At 42.5% G+C, this 18,946-nt stretch carries 23 protein-coding genes; 16 read left to right on the top strand and 7 right to left on the bottom strand.

Annotation, left to right across the window (positions count from 1 at the left end):
- The first annotated feature begins 1 nt into the window (after position 1).
- The 4 genes from gatA to rlmD all read left to right on the top strand — a co-directional run bounded on the left by gatA (position 2) and on the right by rlmD (position 5,690).
- Entirely contained in the window at positions 2 to 1,471 is a 1,470-nt protein-coding gene (gatA, locus tag ABVF09_RS11950) for an Asp-tRNA(Asn)/Glu-tRNA(Gln) amidotransferase subunit GatA (protein WP_153464363.1), read from the top strand.
- Complete coding sequence (gatB, locus tag ABVF09_RS11945; RefSeq protein ID WP_371069279.1) at positions 1,471 to 2,901, top strand: Asp-tRNA(Asn)/Glu-tRNA(Gln) amidotransferase subunit GatB; 1,431 nt, start codon at positions 1,471 to 1,473, stop codon at positions 2,899 to 2,901. The genes gatA and gatB overlap by 1 nt, the downstream gene beginning before the upstream one ends.
- Before the next feature lie 255 nt (positions 2,902 to 3,156).
- Positions 3,157 to 4,092, top strand: a complete 936-nt coding sequence (locus tag ABVF09_RS11940; protein WP_371069278.1) for a diacylglycerol kinase — start codon at positions 3,157 to 3,159, stop codon at positions 4,090 to 4,092.
- Between the two features lie 218 nt (positions 4,093 to 4,310).
- Positions 4,311 to 5,690, top strand: a complete 1,380-nt coding sequence (rlmD, locus tag ABVF09_RS11935) for a 23S rRNA (uracil(1939)-C(5))-methyltransferase RlmD (RefSeq protein WP_026569250.1) — start codon at positions 4,311 to 4,313, stop codon at positions 5,688 to 5,690.
- A gap of 120 nt (positions 5,691 to 5,810) precedes the next feature.
- On the opposite strand, the gene ABVF09_RS11930 is transcribed toward rlmD, so the two are convergent.
- Positions 5,811 to 6,152, bottom strand: a complete 342-nt coding sequence (locus tag ABVF09_RS11930) for a hypothetical protein (RefSeq protein WP_026569251.1) — start codon at positions 6,150 to 6,152, stop codon at positions 5,811 to 5,813.
- Between the two features lie 12 nt (positions 6,153 to 6,164).
- Positions 6,165 to 6,626, bottom strand: a complete 462-nt coding sequence (locus ABVF09_RS11925; RefSeq protein WP_026569252.1) for a DUF4879 domain-containing protein — start codon at positions 6,624 to 6,626, stop codon at positions 6,165 to 6,167.
- A gap of 264 nt (positions 6,627 to 6,890) precedes the next feature.
- On the opposite strand from ABVF09_RS11925, the gene ABVF09_RS11920 reads away from it, so the two are divergent.
- Positions 6,891 to 7,886 (top strand): tRNA dihydrouridine synthase, encoded by a 996-nt coding sequence (locus tag ABVF09_RS11920; RefSeq protein WP_152525491.1) that lies wholly within the window; start codon positions 6,891 to 6,893, stop codon positions 7,884 to 7,886.
- A gap of 250 nt (positions 7,887 to 8,136) precedes the next feature.
- Here the strand turns inward: ABVF09_RS11920 and ABVF09_RS11915 are convergent, their stop codons facing one another.
- The 5 genes from ABVF09_RS11915 to ABVF09_RS11895 are packed head-to-tail and all read right to left on the bottom strand — an operon-like array spanning position 8,137 to position 9,843.
- A complete protein-coding gene (locus ABVF09_RS11915) occupies positions 8,137 to 8,472 on the bottom strand; it encodes a hypothetical protein (protein ID WP_371069277.1) in 336 nt (111 codons plus the stop codon).
- Between the two features lie 19 nt (positions 8,473 to 8,491).
- Positions 8,492 to 8,833, bottom strand: a complete 342-nt coding sequence (locus ABVF09_RS11910; RefSeq protein WP_371069276.1) for a DUF1433 domain-containing protein — start codon at positions 8,831 to 8,833, stop codon at positions 8,492 to 8,494.
- 18 nt (positions 8,834 to 8,851) lie between these two features.
- Positions 8,852 to 9,133, bottom strand: a complete 282-nt coding sequence (locus ABVF09_RS11905; RefSeq protein ID WP_371069275.1) for a DUF1433 domain-containing protein — start codon at positions 9,131 to 9,133, stop codon at positions 8,852 to 8,854.
- Positions 9,134 to 9,192: 59 nt separating this feature from the next.
- The gene (locus ABVF09_RS11900; RefSeq protein ID WP_026569259.1) at positions 9,193 to 9,531 is read right to left on the bottom strand and encodes a hypothetical protein; all 339 of its coding nucleotides are present in this window, start codon (positions 9,529 to 9,531) and stop codon (positions 9,193 to 9,195) included.
- A 15-nt stretch (positions 9,532 to 9,546) separates the two neighbouring features.
- The gene (locus ABVF09_RS11895) at positions 9,547 to 9,843 is read right to left on the bottom strand and encodes a DUF1433 domain-containing protein (RefSeq protein WP_161629524.1); all 297 of its coding nucleotides are present in this window, start codon (positions 9,841 to 9,843) and stop codon (positions 9,547 to 9,549) included.
- Positions 9,844 to 9,965: 122 nt separating this feature from the next.
- On the opposite strand from ABVF09_RS11895, the gene ABVF09_RS11890 reads away from it, so the two are divergent.
- The 11 genes from ABVF09_RS11890 (at position 9,966) to ABVF09_RS11840 (ending at position 18,894) form a co-directional block, all read left to right on the top strand.
- Positions 9,966 to 11,360, top strand: a complete 1,395-nt coding sequence (locus tag ABVF09_RS11890) for an alpha/beta fold hydrolase (RefSeq protein WP_371069274.1) — start codon at positions 9,966 to 9,968, stop codon at positions 11,358 to 11,360.
- 30 nt (positions 11,361 to 11,390) lie between these two features.
- Positions 11,391 to 11,711 carry a hypothetical protein gene (locus tag ABVF09_RS11885; RefSeq protein ID WP_110943264.1) on the top strand — a complete coding sequence of 107 codons (321 nt, stop codon included), beginning with the start codon at positions 11,391 to 11,393 and terminating at the stop codon, positions 11,709 to 11,711.
- Between the two features lie 162 nt (positions 11,712 to 11,873).
- Positions 11,874 to 12,719 (top strand): ion transporter, encoded by an 846-nt coding sequence (locus tag ABVF09_RS11880; protein WP_371069273.1) that lies wholly within the window; start codon positions 11,874 to 11,876, stop codon positions 12,717 to 12,719.
- Between the two features lie 245 nt (positions 12,720 to 12,964).
- Positions 12,965 to 13,537, top strand: coding sequence for a histidine phosphatase family protein (locus ABVF09_RS11875; RefSeq protein WP_371069272.1), 573 nt, complete (start codon positions 12,965 to 12,967; stop codon positions 13,535 to 13,537).
- Between the two features lie 50 nt (positions 13,538 to 13,587).
- A complete protein-coding gene (locus ABVF09_RS11870) occupies positions 13,588 to 14,061 on the top strand; it encodes an 8-oxo-dGTP diphosphatase (protein WP_026770799.1) in 474 nt (157 codons plus the stop codon).
- A 308-nt stretch (positions 14,062 to 14,369) separates the two neighbouring features.
- Positions 14,370 to 15,059: an aspartate/glutamate racemase family protein gene (locus tag ABVF09_RS11865; RefSeq protein WP_371069271.1), complete on the top strand. Its 690-nt coding sequence runs from the start codon at positions 14,370 to 14,372 to the stop codon at positions 15,057 to 15,059.
- A gap of 161 nt (positions 15,060 to 15,220) precedes the next feature.
- Complete coding sequence (locus ABVF09_RS11860) at positions 15,221 to 15,775, top strand: cysteine hydrolase family protein (RefSeq protein WP_371069270.1); 555 nt, start codon at positions 15,221 to 15,223, stop codon at positions 15,773 to 15,775.
- 491 nt (positions 15,776 to 16,266) lie between these two features.
- Positions 16,267 to 16,704 (top strand): RDD family protein, encoded by a 438-nt coding sequence (locus ABVF09_RS11855; protein WP_153464594.1) that lies wholly within the window; start codon positions 16,267 to 16,269, stop codon positions 16,702 to 16,704.
- Entirely contained in the window at positions 16,665 to 17,057 is a 393-nt protein-coding gene (locus ABVF09_RS11850; protein WP_371069269.1) for an HIT domain-containing protein, read from the top strand. Before ABVF09_RS11855 ends, ABVF09_RS11850 begins: the two co-directional genes overlap by 40 nt.
- Positions 17,058 to 17,092: 35 nt before the next feature.
- The gene (locus ABVF09_RS11845) at positions 17,093 to 18,433 is read left to right on the top strand and encodes a M3 family metallopeptidase (RefSeq protein WP_371069268.1); all 1,341 of its coding nucleotides are present in this window, start codon (positions 17,093 to 17,095) and stop codon (positions 18,431 to 18,433) included.
- Positions 18,415 to 18,894, top strand: a complete 480-nt coding sequence (locus ABVF09_RS11840) for a gluzincin family metallopeptidase (RefSeq protein ID WP_371069267.1) — start codon at positions 18,415 to 18,417, stop codon at positions 18,892 to 18,894. Before ABVF09_RS11845 ends, ABVF09_RS11840 begins: the two co-directional genes overlap by 19 nt.
- The last annotated feature ends 52 nt before the right edge of the window (positions 18,895 to 18,946 follow it).

Below are 18,946 nucleotides of genomic sequence, written 5' to 3'. Positions count from 1 at the left end.
CATGTCGCTTTTTGATTATACGCTAAAACAGTTACAGGACAAGCTACATAACAAGGAAATCACCGTCAGTGATTTGGTTGCGGAATCATATAATCGAATCAACGCTGTCGATGATCAGGTCAAAGCATTTTTGACGCTTGATGAAGAAAAGGCAAAAGCCAGGGCGGAAGAGCTCGATAAGCAGGATGGAGATGCCCGTTCCTTGTTATACGGGCTGCCGATCGGCATTAAAGACAACATTGTGACCAAAGGTCTGCGCACTACGTGTGCCAGCCAATTCCTCGATAATTTTACCGATCCGTTATACGACGCTACAGTAGTCGAGAAACTGCAGAAAGAGAATACCGTCACCATCGGAAAATTGAATATGGACGAATTTGCCATGGGATCATCCAATGAAAACTCGAGCTATTCCGCCACACGAAATCCGTGGAATACTGATTATGTGCCGGGGGGTTCGAGCGGCGGGTCCGCAGCAGCCGTTGCAGCGAAAGAAGTATTTTTCTCCCTTGGTTCCGATACAGGCGGTTCGATTCGTCAACCGGCAGCCTTTTGTGGTGTGGTCGGATCGAAACCGACTTATGGACTCGTATCCCGGTTTGGTTTAGTGGCTTTCGCCTCATCCCTGGATCAAATCGGTCCGATTACTCGGACGGTGGAAGACAACGCCCATCTGTTGCAGGCTATTGTCGGGCATGACCCGATGGATGCCACTTCCGCTGATATCGAGATTCCGGATTATACGGAAACTCTCGACCAGGGAGTCAAAGGATTGAAAATAGCTGTCCCTTCTGAATACTTAAGCGAAGGGGTCAATCCGGAAGTAAAGCAAGCAGTTCTCGAGGCTTTGAAGGTATATGAAGATTTAGGTGCCACATGGGAAGAAGTCTCCCTTCCGCACTCACGCTATGCAGTAGCCGCATACTACCTTTTATCATCTTCTGAAGCGTCTGCCAACCTGGCCCGCTTTGACGGTGTTCGTTACGGTGTCCGTTCCCAACAGGCAGATAACATGATGGACATGTTCAAGCGTTCCCGCAGTGAAGGCTTCGGCGATGAAGTGAAGCGCCGGATCATGCTTGGAACTTTTGCATTGAGCTCTGGCTACTATGATGCTTACTACAAAAAGGCACAGAAAGTCCGTACGCTGATAAAAAATGATTTTGAAAAAGTGTTCGAGGATTATGATGTGATAGTCGGACCGACGACGCCTACCCCTGCTTTCAAAGTGGGAGAAATCATCGATGATCCACTAACCATGTACACGAACGATATTTTGACCATTCCTGTCAACCTTGCCGGAGTTCCGGGCATGTCCGTACCGTGCGGATTCTCCAGTGATGGCCTGCCGATCGGACTGCAAATCATCGGCAAGCACTTTGACGAAGCTACCATGCTGCGGACCGCATATGCATTCGAGCAGGCAACCGACCACCATAAAAAACAGCCTGAATTGGGAGGTGCCAACTAATGAATTTTGAAACGATCATCGGCTTGGAAGTCCATGTCGAGTTGAAAACAGATTCCAAAATATTCAGCCCGAGCTTCAATCATTTCGGTGCTGATCCGAACAGCAATGTCAATCCGATTGATTTAGGGTATCCAGGGGTATTGCCGGTCCTCAATGAGGAGGCAGTGAACTTCGCGATGAAAGCGGCGATGGCCCTGAACTGTGAAATTGCCACCGACACTAAATTCGACCGGAAAAACTATTTCTATCCGGATAATCCGAAAGCTTATCAAATCTCCCAGTTCGATCAGCCGATCGGCGAACATGGCTGGATCGAGATCGAAGTGGACGGTCAGAAGAAAAAAATCGGCATTACCCGGCTACACCTGGAGGAAGATGCCGGTAAGCTCACACACAGTGACGACGGTTACTCACTGGTCGACTACAATCGCCAGGGTACTCCATTGATCGAAATCGTCTCTGAACCGGATTTGCGTTCGCCGGAAGAGGCGTATGCTTATTTGGAAAAGCTGAAAAACATCATTCAATATACCGGTGTTTCCGACTGTAAAATGGAAGAAGGCTCGTTGCGCTGTGACGCCAACTTATCCATCCGACCTATCGGTCAGGAAGAATTCGGGACAAAGACCGAATTGAAAAATTTGAACTCCTTCTCCTTTGTCCAAAAAGGGTTGGAATTTGAAGAAAAACGCCAGCAAAAAGTGTTGCTTTCCGGCGGAGAAATTTTGCAGGAAACAAGGCGTTACGATGAACAGTCAAAAGAAACCATTTTAATGCGGGTAAAGGAAGGTTCGGATGATTATCGTTACTTCCCAGAGCCTGACTTGGTACCACTTTATATCGATGAGGCTTGGAAAGAGCGCGTCCGTGCAGAGATACCCGAATTGCCGGATGCACGGAAACAGCGGTATATTCATGAACTCGAGCTCCCTCCATATGATGCCATGGTTTTGACCGGCACCAAGGAAATGTCCGATTTCTTTGAAGAAACCATTCAACAAGGGGCGGACATGAAACAGGCTTCCAACTGGCTGATGGGAGAAGTGTCAGCCTATATGAACAAGAAACAGGAGGAACTGCATGATTTAGCGCTGACACCGGAAGGACTTGCGAAAATGATCAAGCTGATCGAGGATGGAACGATTTCTTCAAAAATCGCCAAAAAAGTCTTTGCCGAGTTGGTTGAAAAAGGCGGCGATCCTGAGCAAATCGTCAAAGACAAAGGGCTGGTACAAATATCTGATGAAGGCCAGCTGAAAGAAATCGTCACCGGCATACTCGATGAAAATGAGCAGTCGATCATCGATTATAAGAACGGAAAAGACCGGGCGCTCGGATTCCTGGTCGGCCAGGTGATGAAAGCCACCAAAGGCCAGGCAAACCCTCCAATGGTCAACAAGATTTTGAAAGAAGAAATGGATAAGCGCTAGCACGAAAAAAGGGGGATGGCTTCTAATGGGAGCCACCCTTTTTTCTTTTATCGATTGGAAAGCAGGCGTTCCAAGCCTTCAGACAGGATGTGTCTTTATTCCTTCACCGAATGATGGAAAAAAACTTTTCAAACCGACGGAAAAGGGCTATGATGGAAGATGGACTAGCAAAAGTGCTTGTCTTTGTTTTTTTTCAGTAAGGCACTGACATAGTTACAGCTGCCTGTAATGATAGATGGAACAGGGGGAGACCTTATGAAAAGGGCCCGTATTATTTACAATCCAACATCAGGTCGAGAAGCCTTTAAAAAAGAACTTCCCGGCGTTTTACAATCGCTTGAACAAGCAGGTTACGAAGCATCTGCCCATGCCACCACCTGTGCGGGAGATGCCACAAAAGCTGCCCAGACAGCTGTCGATCGCAGATTCGATATCGTCATAGCCGCTGGCGGAGACGGTACGATCAACGAAGTGGTCAACGGCATCGCCGGCAATGATTTTCGGCCGAAACTCGGTATCATTCCAGTCGGAACCACAAATGATTTGGCGCGTGCGTTGCACATTCCACGCAATATTTCTAAAGCGGTGGACGTTATCCTGGCAGACCGGGTGAAAGCTCTCGACATTGGCCAGGTCAATGATCAGTACTTCATGAATATTGCCGGGGGTGGAAAGCTGACTGAGCTTTCCTACGAAGTGCCGAGTAAACTCAAGACTGTCCTTGGCCAGCTGGCCTACTATTTAAAAGGAATGGAAATGCTGCCGTCTTTGCGGCCGACCAAAGTAACCATCGAGTATGATGGGAAAATCTTCGAAGATGAAATCATGCTTTTTTTGGTGGCCAATACCAATTCGGTTGGCGGATTCGAAAAATTGGCCCCCGGTGCAACGATGGATGATGGCATGTTCGATTTGCTGATACTGAAAAAAGCCAACATTGCCGAGTTTATCCGTATTGCCACCCTGGCATTGCGTGGCGCCCATTTGGAAGACTCGCTTCTTTTCCATGCCCGGGCCAACCGGATCAAGGTGCACACGGAAGAAAAGATGCAGCTCAATGTCGATGGGGAATATGGCGGCGATCTCCCAGGAGAGTTCGTCAATCTCTATCGACATATAGAATATTTTGTGCCAGAAACTTTCATTGAAAAAGAAGAGGCCAAGAAGCAAGCTAGACTGGAAAATTCATGATAAAAGACGCACGACATTTCGTCTGTGCGTTTTTTTGTTGTCTTTCTACCATTAAAGAATGCTCCAAACAAATGACAACAGGACTGAAAAGAGTTGTCGAAAAGGCAAATATTTCCCGGGAAATTACCGGAAATGTCAGTTTGTGAATAGATATTTCCTTTCCGTCCCTATATGTGGTAAACTTTTGTCAGCAATTGACAAGAAGGACGATGATAGTTATGGCTAAACAAAAGCCGCCTGTAAAAAAGAATCAGACGATCGAGCTTTCGTTCCAGGATCTGACGCATGAAGGGGCAGGTGTCGGAAAAGTGGAAGGCTACCCACTTTTTGTTCCGTATGCACTTCCCGGGGAAACAGCAAAAGTGAAGGTTGTCAAAGTCAATAAAAACTTCGGATTCGGTAAGTTGTTGGATATAAAAGAAGTCAGCCCGGAACGAGTAGAGCCGCCATGTGACGTATATGTCCAGTGCGGAGGCTGTCAGCTGCAACATATGAGTTACGCGCTGCAGCTGGAAATGAAACAAAATCAAGTGAAGAATGCCCTGCGAAAAATCGCCCACTTGGAGGATGTGCCGGTTCATCCAGTTTTGGGCATGGAAGATCCATGGCGTTATCGAAATAAAGTGCAGATTCCTGTCGGAGAACGCGATGGAGAATTGATTACCGGTTTTTATCAAAAACGCAGTCACAAAATCATTGAAGGCATGGACCGCTGCGTCATCCAGGATGAAGTCAATGATCGGATGGTGGAAGTCGTCCGCCGTATGGCCGATCGACTGGGAATCTCCGCCTATGAGGAGGAAAGCGATAAAGGAGTACTTCGCCATATCATGGTACGGACCGGACAGGAAACCGGCGAAACCATGATCGTCCTGATTACCAGGACGGAAGAACTTCCCCATCAGGAGGAACTCGTCAAGGAAATTCACGAGACTTATCCGCACGTCAAGTCGATAGTGCATAACGTCAATAAAAAGAAGACCAATGTCATCTTTGGAAAAGATACCAAGGTATTGTGGGGGAATGAGTACATTTATGATACTATCGGCGACATTAAATTCGCCATCTCGGCACGATCTTTTTATCAGGTGAATCCTCCGCAAACAAAACGTCTATATGATACCGCCTTGGAATATGCAGCGTTGACCGGCGGCGAAACCGTCGTGGACGCTTATTGCGGAATCGGCACGATATCCTTGTTCCTCGCTCAGCAGGCCAAGAAGGTTTACGGGGTGGAAATCGTTCAGGAAGCGATTGCGGATGCCAAGAAAAACGCAAAGCTGAACCACATCGAGAATGCAGAATTCTATGTAGGAGAAGCGGAAAAGGTCATGCCATGGTGGACTGCGCAGGGACTGCGTCCGGATGTCATCGTCGTCGACCCGCCACGAAAAGGCTGCGACGAAGCTTTGCTTGAAGCAATGGTCACCATGAAACCGGAGCGGATCGTCTACGTATCCTGCAATCCATCCACCCTTGCAAGGGATCTGCGCATCCTGGAAGACGGCGGTTACGAAACCAAACAGGTACAGCCAGTCGACATGTTCCCGCAAACCGGGCATATCGAAGCAGTGGCGGAGATTCGCTTAAAAAAATAATTTTGGTTGTCGGCCCTGAGTTTGTTAATGCGGACTCGGGGTCATATTATGAATAGGAAGTAACATAAAAAAACAGCCTTCTCCTAAGAGAAAAGGCTGTTTCGTAGTTCCTTCCTGGTATCAGGCTTTTTGGTCAAACTTATTGATCAGCGTATTATCTTCATCCACCAATCCTAAAGCGAACGCTTTTTCCATGATACCTTTCACTTCCTGGGTGCGTCGTGGGTTATCTGTATAATTCATTTGTGTTTCCAAAGCACTCCGATGAAAGTCGGACATCTCTCTAACATTCTTTTGATTCACAACTTTTTCATCGTCCAGCAGTTCCTGAAACTTAGAAAAAGATAAATCTTCCTGTTGTTCACGCATACTTGTACCATCACGTAATTGGTTCCGCAAATGAGCGGAAACCGTCAGACGGCTGTAAGCGGCGAATTGTGTGTTATCGGGGGTAATTCTCATGTCTTAAAACTCCTATTCTACTTCAATATATAGATTTTCATACAGTGTATTGTTTGGCGGGTAGTAGTTGTTTGCGGAAATGGTGAATCTTCCACTTGAAACGGCGGATAACGGAAAGCCAACATACTTGATTGTGCCTATCACATTATTGCCGCTGTCGGTTACGTATTCATCATCTAAGGCTTTAAAGGTTTGGGAGGTGATATTATTCCCATTATTGTAAACGCGGAATGTACCTTGTTGTATCGTGCCTTCTACATAGACGGCCAGATACCCCGTTTCTCCCCCCATCGGATTCACAGCGCTTTGCTGGTTGAAGTTAACATCTTCCCATACATAATTGGCTGCGTCCGAAGTAACCCCGAATATTTGGACATTTGTCAATTCAGGCGCAGGTGCTGCAGATGCTTTATCGGCCGGTAATAGTGGAATGGCCAAGAAAGCAATAAGAAGTACTCCTAACAACTTTTTCATCCTTCGTCCTCCTCTTTTTTGGTAATAAATCCCTACATCACCATCCTAACCCAACTTATTACAAAAAACAACAATCTTCTGAAAAATAGGAAGGTTTATCTAATCATCTGCAAGATTGGGAAGTTTTAACTAATTAGCTTTTACTGTTTGATAAAGTGTGCTTAACCATGGTATAAGTGTAAAGGGAGCAAAGCCATTTTGCTTTTTTATTTTGGGGATAAGGATGTATTTTGGTATCCCGTGATGAGAGGAATGGAATTAAAAATGACAGATAATTTTTGGCGCGATTTACCACGGCCATTTTTTGTACTGGCACCAATGGAAGATGTGACAGATGTTGTTTTTCGTCATGTGGTGAGTGAAGCAGCCAGACCTGATGTGTTCTTTACAGAGTTTACAAATACAGAGAGTTATTGTCACCCAGAGGGAAACCAAAGTGTGCGCGGGCGTTTGACGTTTACAGAAGATGAACAGCCAATGGTTGCCCACATATGGGGGGACAAGCCCGAATTGTTTCGTGAAACGAGTATCGGTGTGGCGAAGCAAGGGTTTAAGGGGATAGATATCAACATGGGCTGCCCGGTAGCAAATGTTGCACCAAAAGGGAAGGGCAGCGGCCTTATCCGCCGTCCCGACGTGGCAGCTGAGATCATACAAGCTGCGAAGGCAGGAGGTTTGCCGGTAAGTGTGAAAACAAGGCTCGGCTACACAGAGGTAGACGAGTGGAAAGAATGGTTAGGACACTTGCTCAAACAGGACATTGTCAATCTTTCCATCCATCTGCGTACGAGGAAGGAAATGAGCAAAGTAGATGCCCATTGGGAGCTGATCCCAGAGATCAAGAAACTTCGCGACGAAGTGGCACCAGATACCCTGTTGACGATCAATGGGGATATTCCCGACCGTCAAACCGGGTTGAAGCTCGCACAAGAATATGATGTGGATGGGGTCATGATCGGGCGCGGTATTTTCAACAATCCATTTGCCTTTGAAAAGGAACCCCAAGATCATAGTAGTAAGGAATTGCTAGATCTGTTAAGACTGCACCTTGATCTCCATGACAAATATTCGCAAGAATTCGAGCCGCGTCCTTTCAAACCGCTTCTTCGCTTTTTCAAGATTTATGTAAAAGGATTCCGGGGGGCGAGTGAATTAAGAAATCAATTGATGAGTACTAAGTCAACAGATGATGTGCGGGCAGTGCTTGATGACTTCGAAGGTAAGAATTCTAATGGAATGGTGGAAAAAAGCGAAGCATGACGTGGGATTACCTACTTTAATTCGTTACTGATTCTGGAATATATCTACCAGCTTTCACTCTATAAGTACGTTATTCAAAGCCTAATTAAAGAAAAGCAGACACGACCCTGATTTCGTTAAAAAGTTTTTTCCGAAATTCGGGGTCTTTTTATATTGCTTGCACTTCAAATATTATAAAATACATGCAGGGGAAGAGAGTGCTAACATAAGTGAGGAAATTAACGTGGGAGGGATAAAACGCTAGTTCTCATTAATAACCACAAACCTTTTCTTTGCATTCATCTTTTACTTTAGGAAAGCCTTTTTTTTCGCCAAGGCTATTCACCGTAAATTCTTGTGGATCGACACTTGCAGAGAAACCAGCATTTCCATTGACAGTGCCGCGAATCATTAATCCCCCCATCGGGTCGCTTAGATCATCACTAAACTCTACCGTACGAATGTTTTCATAGTTATTATATAAATAACTTTCCACAGTATCTCTAGCTTTATTGACGGTTTCCTCATCAAAGTTGCTATTCGTTTTTCCAACGCATCCTGCCAGCATTGTAATTGTCAGCAAAGCAATGAAAAGATACTGTTGCATGATGGATACCTGCCTTGAGTTAGTAATCACAACTTTTTTCCTTGCATTCATCTTTCCGTTCAGGGAATTCCTTTCCTTTTCCAATGCTCCCTACATAAAATTTATTCTGAGATGAATCAATGTCAATATCGATGGAAAAGTTTGCTTTTTCATTTTCATTCACTATCCCTCTAATCATTAAGCCTCCCATTGGGTTACTATAATCCTCGCTAAACGTTATCGTATGAATGCTTTCAAAATTATTTTTAAGGTAGCTTTCAGCAGTTTCTTTAGCTTGAGAGATTGTGTTTTCGTCATATGGATTAGACGAATTACATCCAACACACATGAGCGTTGTTAACACAAAAAGAAACTTCCACACAGCAATTACCATCCTTCATTAATAATCACAAACTTTCTCTGCGCACGCTTCTTTTTCAGCTGGGAATCCTTCTTCTATACTGATTCCGGCTACTGTAAGATTCTCATTTAATGTTATGGAGAAACCACTTTTACCATTTACTTTCCCATCAATCGACAAAGCTCCCATGGGGCTTTGATAGGGTTCTTCAAATTTTATGGATTCCACACCTTTATAGTTGTTTTCAATATAGCTTTCAGCAGTTTTTTTTAGCTTGAGAGATTGTGTTTTCGTTATACGGATTAGACGAATTACATCCAACACACATGATAGTGGTTAATACAAAAAGAAACTTCCACACGGAAAATACCATCCTTAAATTAGTAATCACATGTTTTTTCTTCACATTCTTCTTTTTCTTCCGGAAATCCTTCGTTTTCCCCAATTCTGGATACCGTGAAATCCTTGTTTAGACTAATCGAGAATCCGACTTCTCCATTTACCGTTCCATCTACTGTCATGCTTCCCATAGATGCTTGGTATGGCTCTTCCAGTTCAATAGAATGAATTCCTTCGTAGTTATTTTCAATAAAACTTTTAGCTGATTCTTTAGCTTTAGATATTGTTTCTTGATCGTAATCTCCATTCGGTGAATTCGCATTACATCCTATAAGCAGTAAAGTGCTCAACAAAAAAGTAATAAGATACTTATGCATCATGAAAACCAACCTTAATTAATAATCACAAAATTTCTCTTTACACTCTTCTTTTTCTTCTGGAAAGTCCTTTCCTTTCCCTATACTGCCTACTTGCAATTTATCCCCCGAATCAATATCAATATCAATTGAAAAGTTTGCGTCCTCCTGCTCATTTACTGTTCCCCTAATCATCAACCCACCCATCGGATTACTATATTCCTCGCTAAATTCTATTGTCTGGATGTTTTCATAATTATTTCTTAAGAAACTCTCAGCTGTTTCTTTAGCTTGATTAATCGTTTGCTCATCGAAGTTGCTTTTATTAGTATTCACATTACAACCTCCTAATAGTATAATAGACTCTATAATAATTATAAAAAAAGTAAATATTTTCATGTTTCGCACATCCTTAATTACTTGAAATTTAATTGATAACTTTAAAAAGGGTGAGGATAATGAAAGATTCTCTGATAACTGATAAAACTGCTTCTAAAATTGCAGAACAATCTTATGATAAAATCTCGGAAGTTATAGTTGGTTTTCCTAGACGAAGAGAGGTTTGGAAAACGATCGAAACCATCACTGACAAAGACACCGGCCTTCACGGTTATGTCCTGCAAAATCCCGAGACAGAAGAGGTAGTTATCAGTTTCCGTGGAACAGAACTTCCGACCACTACCACGAAACAAGTCGAACAAAAATATGTTGGTTCCCCCTCACAGGATGCAAGGTTGGCAGGAGCTGGCGGAGGGGCGAAGTTAAAAGATGGCAAACTGATTTATGAAACGAAAGACACGGACTTTTCTGAATTCGCAAAAGATGTGAAAGAAGATGTGGAAGGTATCGTCCTTGGTAATTCCAATTATAGCAAAAAGGAATATCGAAAAACACCTTATATAGCAAGCCCCTCACAAGATGCTGCGCTTCTTGCTGGTACAGCTAAGTTAAATCCCCATGATAAATCCATCACATACACCAACAAAAACCAATTTACCGAAGCGGATAACGTCGTCAATAAATATGTAAAGCAATTTGGGGCCAACAACATTACCTTTGTCGGCCACTCGTTAGGCGGCGGTCTTGCTCAATACTATGCGGTAAAGTACGATTCGCATGCTATTACCTTCGCTGCTGCCGATATTTTTGATTTACTGTCCGATGAAAATCAAAAGCGAGCTCTAAATGGAGAATTTAAAGATAACATCATTTCTTACACCTACCCTGATGATTCTGTAGGGACCTATTATAAAAATTCCGTTGGTTCCGTTTATTATATGGGGGATCCTGCGCCTGGCGGCTGGGGGTTATCTAGCCATGGCATCAAGAATTATATGGACAACAGCATGTATGATGAAAACGGCTATTTTCTGCCAAGTCTCTTATATGATGAAAAGATTCAAGATCAATTAAAAATGTCGCCTTTAGCTCTGAAAAATAGTGGCGTATCGGATTTTCCTATCCGTATCCAGGCGAGTTTAATGGATAGTTACGTGACAGAGCTGAAGGACAGTGAGCACCAAATAGCAGTGACAAGAAAGGCTGTGACACATTTTCTCGACGACTACCTGGCAACGATGACAGAGTTGAAGAGTAAGTACATAAATATGGTAGGCTATGGTGAATATGATAAGTTGAACCCTTCCCACGTGGAAGAAGCCTTTCGTGATTTGACAGAGATTGGACCAGAAGGAATACCGATGTTACTTGAAATCGATGAATTGGAAGACCTGCTGGCAAAACTTCAAAGGTCCCATTTGGACACAGGGGATATTGCTTATAACATGGAAAAAATGAGCAAGGATTTTACCCAGGTGGATCAGCTGCTAGCCCAATGGTTAAAAATCCAATAATGCAATACAAGAAGAAAAGTGGTGGATGCAATGAAAGAAACGAATATAGCGGACTGGTGGGAAAATTATTTAGAAACGAAAAGGCAAGAGAATGAGTTGAAGAACCGCATCAAAAGCGATTTGGAAGCAAAAGTGGAGTTCTACAAGCAATACCTTGCCCGATGTTATAAGGTCCAGCCTCTTTCTGAAAAACACAGGGATATCATTGGTAAACTAGAACATAATTTTGACGGGAAGGCGAACCAGGCACTGATCCGGCGATTTGAGAAGAATCAATCCGATCTTACGGAAATCAACAATCTTTACAAGGATATCTATGAAAATATAAAGCTGAAATCATGGTTTTGGTAAAAAGTGTCCATTCGAGGTTCTGAATGATCCAGCGTAACTTTTTTGGATTTCATACAGTTCTCTAACTTAAGCCTTCCAAGTAATAAGAAACACACAATTCTGATATAATGCGAATAAGATATAACCGATATATAAGACAAAAACGGTTGAGAGGGAGGCAGCATGTCAGCAAGTAAACAAGTATCAAATCAACCGCATGTTCCCCGAAATAAACTTGGGGAGATAGCAGAAAATAAATACTTTCAAGCAATCATCATTGCCATCATTGTGTTAAATGGATTGGTCATCATTGGCGAAACCTACTTTGTGGGCAATCGAATGCTCCAACTGATGGATCGGATCATTATTTGGATATTCGTGGTGGAAATGGTGATCAAATTGGTTGGACTCGGTGCGAAAAGGTATTTCTCGGATAATTGGAATGTCTTTGACTTTTTGATCGTGGCCGCAAGCTTGATTTTTTATACAGCACCATTTGTCACGGTTGTACGGTTGGTACGGGTCCTGCGTCTGTTAAGAATGATTCCGGCCGTTCCTGCGTTACGAAAAATCGTCGACTCTTTGATACGGTCAATCCCCGCTTTAACAGGAATACTGGGTTTGACGGTATTGATTTTTTCCATCTACGCGATTATCGGAACCACCTATTTCAGGGATGTCTTGCCGGCTGAATACTTTGGCAGCTTCCATGCTTCCTTGTTCACCCTGACGCAAGTGGTCACATTTGAATCGTGGGCAAGCCAGGTAGCAAGGCCGGTAATCAACGAAATACCATGGGCCTGGATTTACTTTATCTCCTTCATTGTGATCGGCGCCTTGGTAATCCTCAACCTGGTAGTAGCGGTGATTGTAGACTTCCTAAGTCAGGAGGGCGAAGATCTGCATCAAGACCAGTTGGCGAAGCTATCGAAGGATAACCAGGAACTGAAAGCGGAAATGCGGGAGATCAAGCAACTGCTTCTTGAGCGAAAGAACCCAGAGGCCGACAGGGAAGAAGAGCGGGAATAGGATTGATATTCTCGTTGGGAACCACTAACTTCTTTGGCAAGTTAGTGGTTTTAATTTAAACCAGCATTGTTCTTAGAATTTTTTCGCTGTTCTTCATTTGATGTGGCTTTCATAGTGAACGGAAAAAGTCAGCTACAAATAAAGAATATCCCATTCTTTTAGGCGTGAATGCTTACTTGGCATCTAGAATCTATCATGATGAGTTTTTATAATAAAATCCTTACCGACGAATGGGAGTGAAGATCATGGAATTAGTTTTTATAAGGCATGGCCAAGAAGAACATACCTTGTTTCCTCCTGAAAGTTTACATATTACAGACCCAGGATTGACTGAAGCAGGGAGGCTTCAAGCAATATCACTTCAAAAGCAGTTTCCTCTATCAGAAACAGATCTAATTATCAGTAGTCCCTTAAGAAGAACGCTTCAGACAGCTCAAATTTGGAGTGAAGGGACTTGCTGTGAGAAAGTGGTCAGTCCGCTCGTTTCTCCAAGAATGTTCCCCCAAAATCCAGAATGGGCTGCCTTGCCCTGTGACAATCTTCTGCCAAAAGAAAAAGTTAAAGAAGAATTCAATGATTTTTTCATAGAAGAGCAATTCGGCGAGTGGTGGTCAAAAGGTATCAATAAGTCCTCTGAACAAGTATTTGCAAGTATTGCAAAAAGATTCCTGAATAGGTGTAAGCAAACAGGAAAAGAAAGAATTTATATCATTTCTCATGATGGAACCATTACTTCTTATAGACAATACATGACGGGTAGAAAATTATCTCGTAACGACTTTCCAAAAGAAATCGGGGACTTGAAAATAAATTTTTAGTGGAACTTAGAGTGTGCCATGATTCGCTTCTTCATAAAGGGGGTTAATAAGTGAACGGAAACATTAATTATAAATTTTGGACTACCTGTATGATAAAAGATAAAAACAGAGTATTGCTGCTAAATAGGCAGCATGATGAATTAAAAGGATATATTCCTCCTGGTGGAAAAGTGGAGTTTCCGGAAAGTTTTGTGGAAGGCGCCATTCGTGAGGTGAAGGAGGAGACTGGACTAACGGTGAGAAATCTGGTCTACAAAGGTCTGTATGAATTTGTGAATGAAGAAAATAGCGATCGTTATATCATTTTTAATTACATAACGGAAGACTTCAGCGGCGAACTGTTAGAAAATCCACCAGAGGGAGAACCGACTTGGATACAAATAGACAAGGCCCTGAAACTTCCCATGCAGGTCGCAACGAAGTTGAGTTTTCCTTATCTGTTTGAAGAAGGTACTTTTGAAATGCAAATCCATTGGGATAATGAACAAGACCGAGAAGGAAATGTGACTGTTAAACGGACTTGACATTCATTTGAAAAATCCACACAGTGAAGTAGTAGTTTCATTACTAGAGTTGTTGCTATACATAAAAAGCTTACTTGCTAAAAGAATATTTAGCCAAAATATCAAGGATATTGGGGTGAGTAATAATGGAACTGTTTCTCTCTGGATTATTTACATTTTTACCGATTATCATATTAGCCTTTTTAATTAGATGGGTACGCCTGATAAAAGTAAATAGTGATATTCAAGTTAAACAAAATGAAGAAATTATTTCCCTGCTTAAAAAAAGGGATTTGTAAAATCGCAATCTAGACATGGAGGGATAAAATTTGAAAACGATCGGACTTATAGGTGGCATGAGCTGGGAATCATCCGTAGAGTATTACCGGATCATCAATGAAGAAGTGAAAAACAAGTTAGGCGGGTTACATTCGGCTAAATGTCTGTTGTATAGTGTGGACTTTGAAGAGATTGAACGTTATCAAGCGAAAGGCGATTGGGAAAGTGCTGGAAAGCATTTAGGTGAAGTCGCATTTTCTCTTGAGAAAGCGGGTGCGGACTTTATCGTGATTTGCACCAACACGATGCACAAAGTGGTTGATTACATAGAAGACAAAGTGAAAATACCTGTTTTGCATATCGCTGATGCCACTGCAGCCCAAATTCACACTGCCCGTATGAAAACAGTAGGATTGCTCGGAACAAAGTATACGATGGAACAGGATTTTTATAAGGCGAGATTGGAATCAAACGGTATCAACGTTGTAGTTCCGGATGAAGACGAACGCACTAAGGTGAACAGTATTATTTATGATGAATTATGTTTGGGTGAAATTGCCTCTTCCTCAAAGGATTATTATAAACAGGTTATTCGCCATTTAGTGAAAAATGGAGCAGAAGGAATCATTTTAGGATGTACCGAAATCGGTTTATTAGTTAAACCCGAAGACGCAGATGTTCCGTTATTTGACACAACAATTATTCATGCAAGGGAAGCGGTAAGGAAGGCTTTGGACTGACCAGACTAGTGAACCGGCGAAGATCATTGAAAGGGGGTTGGTGCCGTGGATTTATCAGTTTTTTTGACAACAACGTTTTTAATGATATCTATAGTATGCTTTTTGTTCATCGGCATAGCAAAGGTTTACCTGGACAAAAAGGGGAGTAAAGGAGAAAACAGATGAATAAAAACAAAGCACTGATCATTGTCGATGTACAGGAAGCTTTTGAAGATGAAAAGTGGGGAGTGAGAAACAATCCGCAAGCCGAAGAAAATATTCGCAAAATCCTGAATGTATGGAGAGAAAAGGAATGGAAGGTCATCCATATCCAACATACCTCGGACAATCCCGACTCGCTATTTCACCCAGGCAACAAAGGGTTTGCCATAAAAGTATCCGTGCAGCCGGAGGATGGGGAAAAGGTTATCACAAAGAAAGTGAATAGCAGCTTTATTGGTACGGATCTGGAAGAGACTTTGAGAAGGAATGACATTTCAACCGTAGTCATAACAGGATTGACCACTCCGCACTGTGTCTCCACTACCACGAGAATGAGCGGCAATTTAGGCTTCGATAACTACCTTGTCTCAGATGCCACGGCAGCCTTCGGAATTACGGATCATGATAACATTTACCATGATGCGGAGACTATTCATCATGTATCGCTTGCCACCTTGCATGATGAATTTGCGACGATTGTTTCCACCGGACAGCTCCTGGATAAAATCAGATAGGCCATTGTATTCATATGCGTTGGAATTTGGAAAGAGAGACCCTTGTCGCGAGATGATAAGGGTCTTTTTAAAAGACTGATTCTGTTTATTTGAACGCAGGCTTTTCGAGTTTCACCTTCATTCTCTCGTCTCTATATCAAACGTATGGATCATCCTTTTCTCCAATCAATAACTCTTTTCCCTTAGCTGTGCGGTTTCATGAAATTTCTGCTTCGTTCCATCACTTCCAACATCAAATGGTGCCAAAATGTATGACCATCTGCATATTTTACATCCGTAATATGGTAACCCTTTACTGTGTAATCCTGGTTTTAAAAAATGCAATTTTCTCCATATAAAAGTCTTTGGCCTGTTCCTTTGTCAAAGTGGTATCAAAAGAATAATCATGTTGACATTTAAGGAATTTTAGAAATGTTTGGAAAACTGTTAAAATAAATAGTAATCGAGAAGGATAGTATGTTGGATAAGGAAAAGGGGAATGACGAGTGGAAATGACAGAACCAGCAGGACTGGACAAGAGAATTGTTTCCAGAATAATCGATGGCATAATTATCACCTTGGGAACCGTACTTACCTCCTATATTTTTTACGGGGATTTTATTAATGGAGATGATTTTCGTGTCATTGATTTTATCGGAATTTTATATGGTTTGCTCTTACCTGTTCTCTGGTATGGCTATACCTTGGGAAGAAGGGTGACGGGAAATCGCATTGTCAGGATTGAAGGAGGAAAGGTCGGAGTCGGTACCATGTTATTACGGGAATTGGTAGCCGGTATTTTTTATGCACTCACATTTGGAATTGGATTGATTGTCAGTGTCTTAATGGTGGGGATTCGGGAAGACCGCCGTGCGATTCATGATTTTATTGCCGGAACCTATGTGACAAGATGTCCACCAGAGAAAAACGAGAATGCTCATCATATTTGAATAGGGAGTGGGACGCCGTGACGGAGGATTTTTACTGTGACGAGGTTTTAAGTGGAAAAACAGAAATTGAAAAAGTGCTGGAAACAGATAACGTGTTGGCTTACTATCACACCAAACCATTTTGGCCGGTACATATTGTTGCCATACCGAAGGAACACATTTCCTCGTTGATTACCTTGGAGGAAGAGGATAATGAATTGTTGCTGGAACTCCTCGAGGTCATCAGGAAAGTTGCCGCAATGGTGACAGAGGAACAAGGTGCCTGCAGAGTGATCACTAACTTGGGCGACTACCAGGATTCCAAACACCTACATTGGCATATTGTGTCAGGAGAGAAACTCTCGAGTAGGTGAAGTTACTGTCGCATAAATAAGTAGGAGGTGGAGAAATGGAAGAAGTGAAACACTTGGAAGCATGGAACTTAGATTCTTTGTTCAAGGGCGGAATTCATTCACGTCCGTTTCAAGATCATATTGAAACGTTAAGAAATAAACTGGAAGCACTTGAAAAAGACTTGGAAATTTTTATTCCTTCTCAAATAGAGTACCTGTATGACCAGATTCCAGAGCTAATGGAACAGTTTGGGCGTGTTCGGGAGTATCTATCACAAGCCAAATCCTTTGTCACATGCATCTTGGCGCAAAACCCGAAGGAACAGACCGCCAATTTTCTTCAAGGGGATATAGAGTACTTAAACGTTCGTTTCGAATCTACTATTCTGAACATGCAAAACAAGCTGGCAGGAATAGAGGGAAAAGTTTGGCGAAATATCATTCAACAGAAAGAACTCGGCAACTATGAGTTTATTTTAAGTGAATGGCGACAAAAAGGAGACAAACTGCTTCCCGAGAAGGAAGAAACCTTACTAACAAATTTGGCTGCCGATGGTTATCATTCTTGGGGAGCGATATATAAAGCACTGATCAATGATTTAAGTGTCCAAGTGTCCATGGATGGAGAACAGAACAAACTATCGATCGGACAGGCAATAAATCTACGGTCCCATCCAGAGGAAAAAGTGCGAAAAGAAGCTCATGAAGTTTTAGAACGAAAATGGACGGAAAAAGAGGATTTATACGCCAGAATTCTGAACCATATAGCCGGATTCCGTTTACAAATATATAAACGACGAGGAATCAAAGATGTTCTGGAAGAGCCTTTAAGAGATAATCGGATGAAACAAGAAACCCTCCAGACAATGTGGCATGCAGTGAATAACAATAAGCAGCCCTTTACAGCTTATCTAAACGAAAAAGCCCGCATTCTTGGTAAAAGGAAACTGGAAGCTTCTGATTTCTGGGCTCCTATATCAAAAAGCAAGAATAAGGTCTCCTATCAAGAGGCCGTTGATTTTATTATGAAGCATTTAGGTAGATTCGGGCCGGAATTAGAAAATTTTGTACGGGGAGCTTTTGAAAAAGGATGGGTAGAAGCAGAAAACCGTCCAAACAAGTCTGTTGTGGCATTTTGCGCCGGCTTCCCGCTCACAGGAGAATCCAGGGTATTTATGACTTATGGCGGAACCTTCAAGGATGTCTTGGCCCTCACCCACGAATTAGGTCATGCTTTTCATAATCACGCCATGAAGCAGGTTGATGGGCTGAATAAGCAATATCCAATGAGTGTTGCGGAAACGGCTTCGACATTTGCTGAGATGGTCATATTGGATGCAGCTATTGAAGCTGCTGATTCAAGAGAAGAGAAGCTTTTTTGCTGGACGAAAAGCTGAAGCGAAGTGTAATGAACTTTATGAATATCCACTCCCGTTGTTTATTCGAGAAAAAATTTTATGAAGAGAGAAAAAAGGGAAACGTTCCAGCTTGCCGTTTAAACGAGCTGATGGAAGAAGCAATGGATAAAGGCTATCAGGGCGCTCTTGATGGCGGATCTATCCATTCGTGGATTTGGACACCACATTATTATATTACGAATTCACCATTTTATAACTTTCCATATACATTCGGTTATTTGTTTTCCCTTGTTATCTATGCCAAAGCTAAGGAAAGTGGCAAGGCGTTCGAGCAAGCTTTCCTAGCATTACTGCGTGATTCAGGCAGAATGTCTGCAGAACAATTAGCAGCGAAACATTTAGAAGAAGACATCACATCCGAGACTTTTTGGGAAAAAGGACTGGAAATGTGCAGGAAAGACGCGGAGGAATTTTGCCGTTTGTCGGCAATGCTTTTTTAGTCGCAAATAGCAGGGAGAAATAAGGTAGACATCTTTTTGGCTCAGGGGGGAG

It is taken from the genome of Sediminibacillus sp. JSM 1682029, assembly GCF_041366435.1.
In the GTDB taxonomy this organism is placed as follows: domain Bacteria; phylum Bacillota; class Bacilli; order Bacillales; family Amphibacillaceae; genus Sediminibacillus; species Sediminibacillus terrae.
The sequence above is the reverse complement of the archived record's forward strand: the minus strand, read 5'-3'. Positions and strand labels throughout refer to the sequence as shown.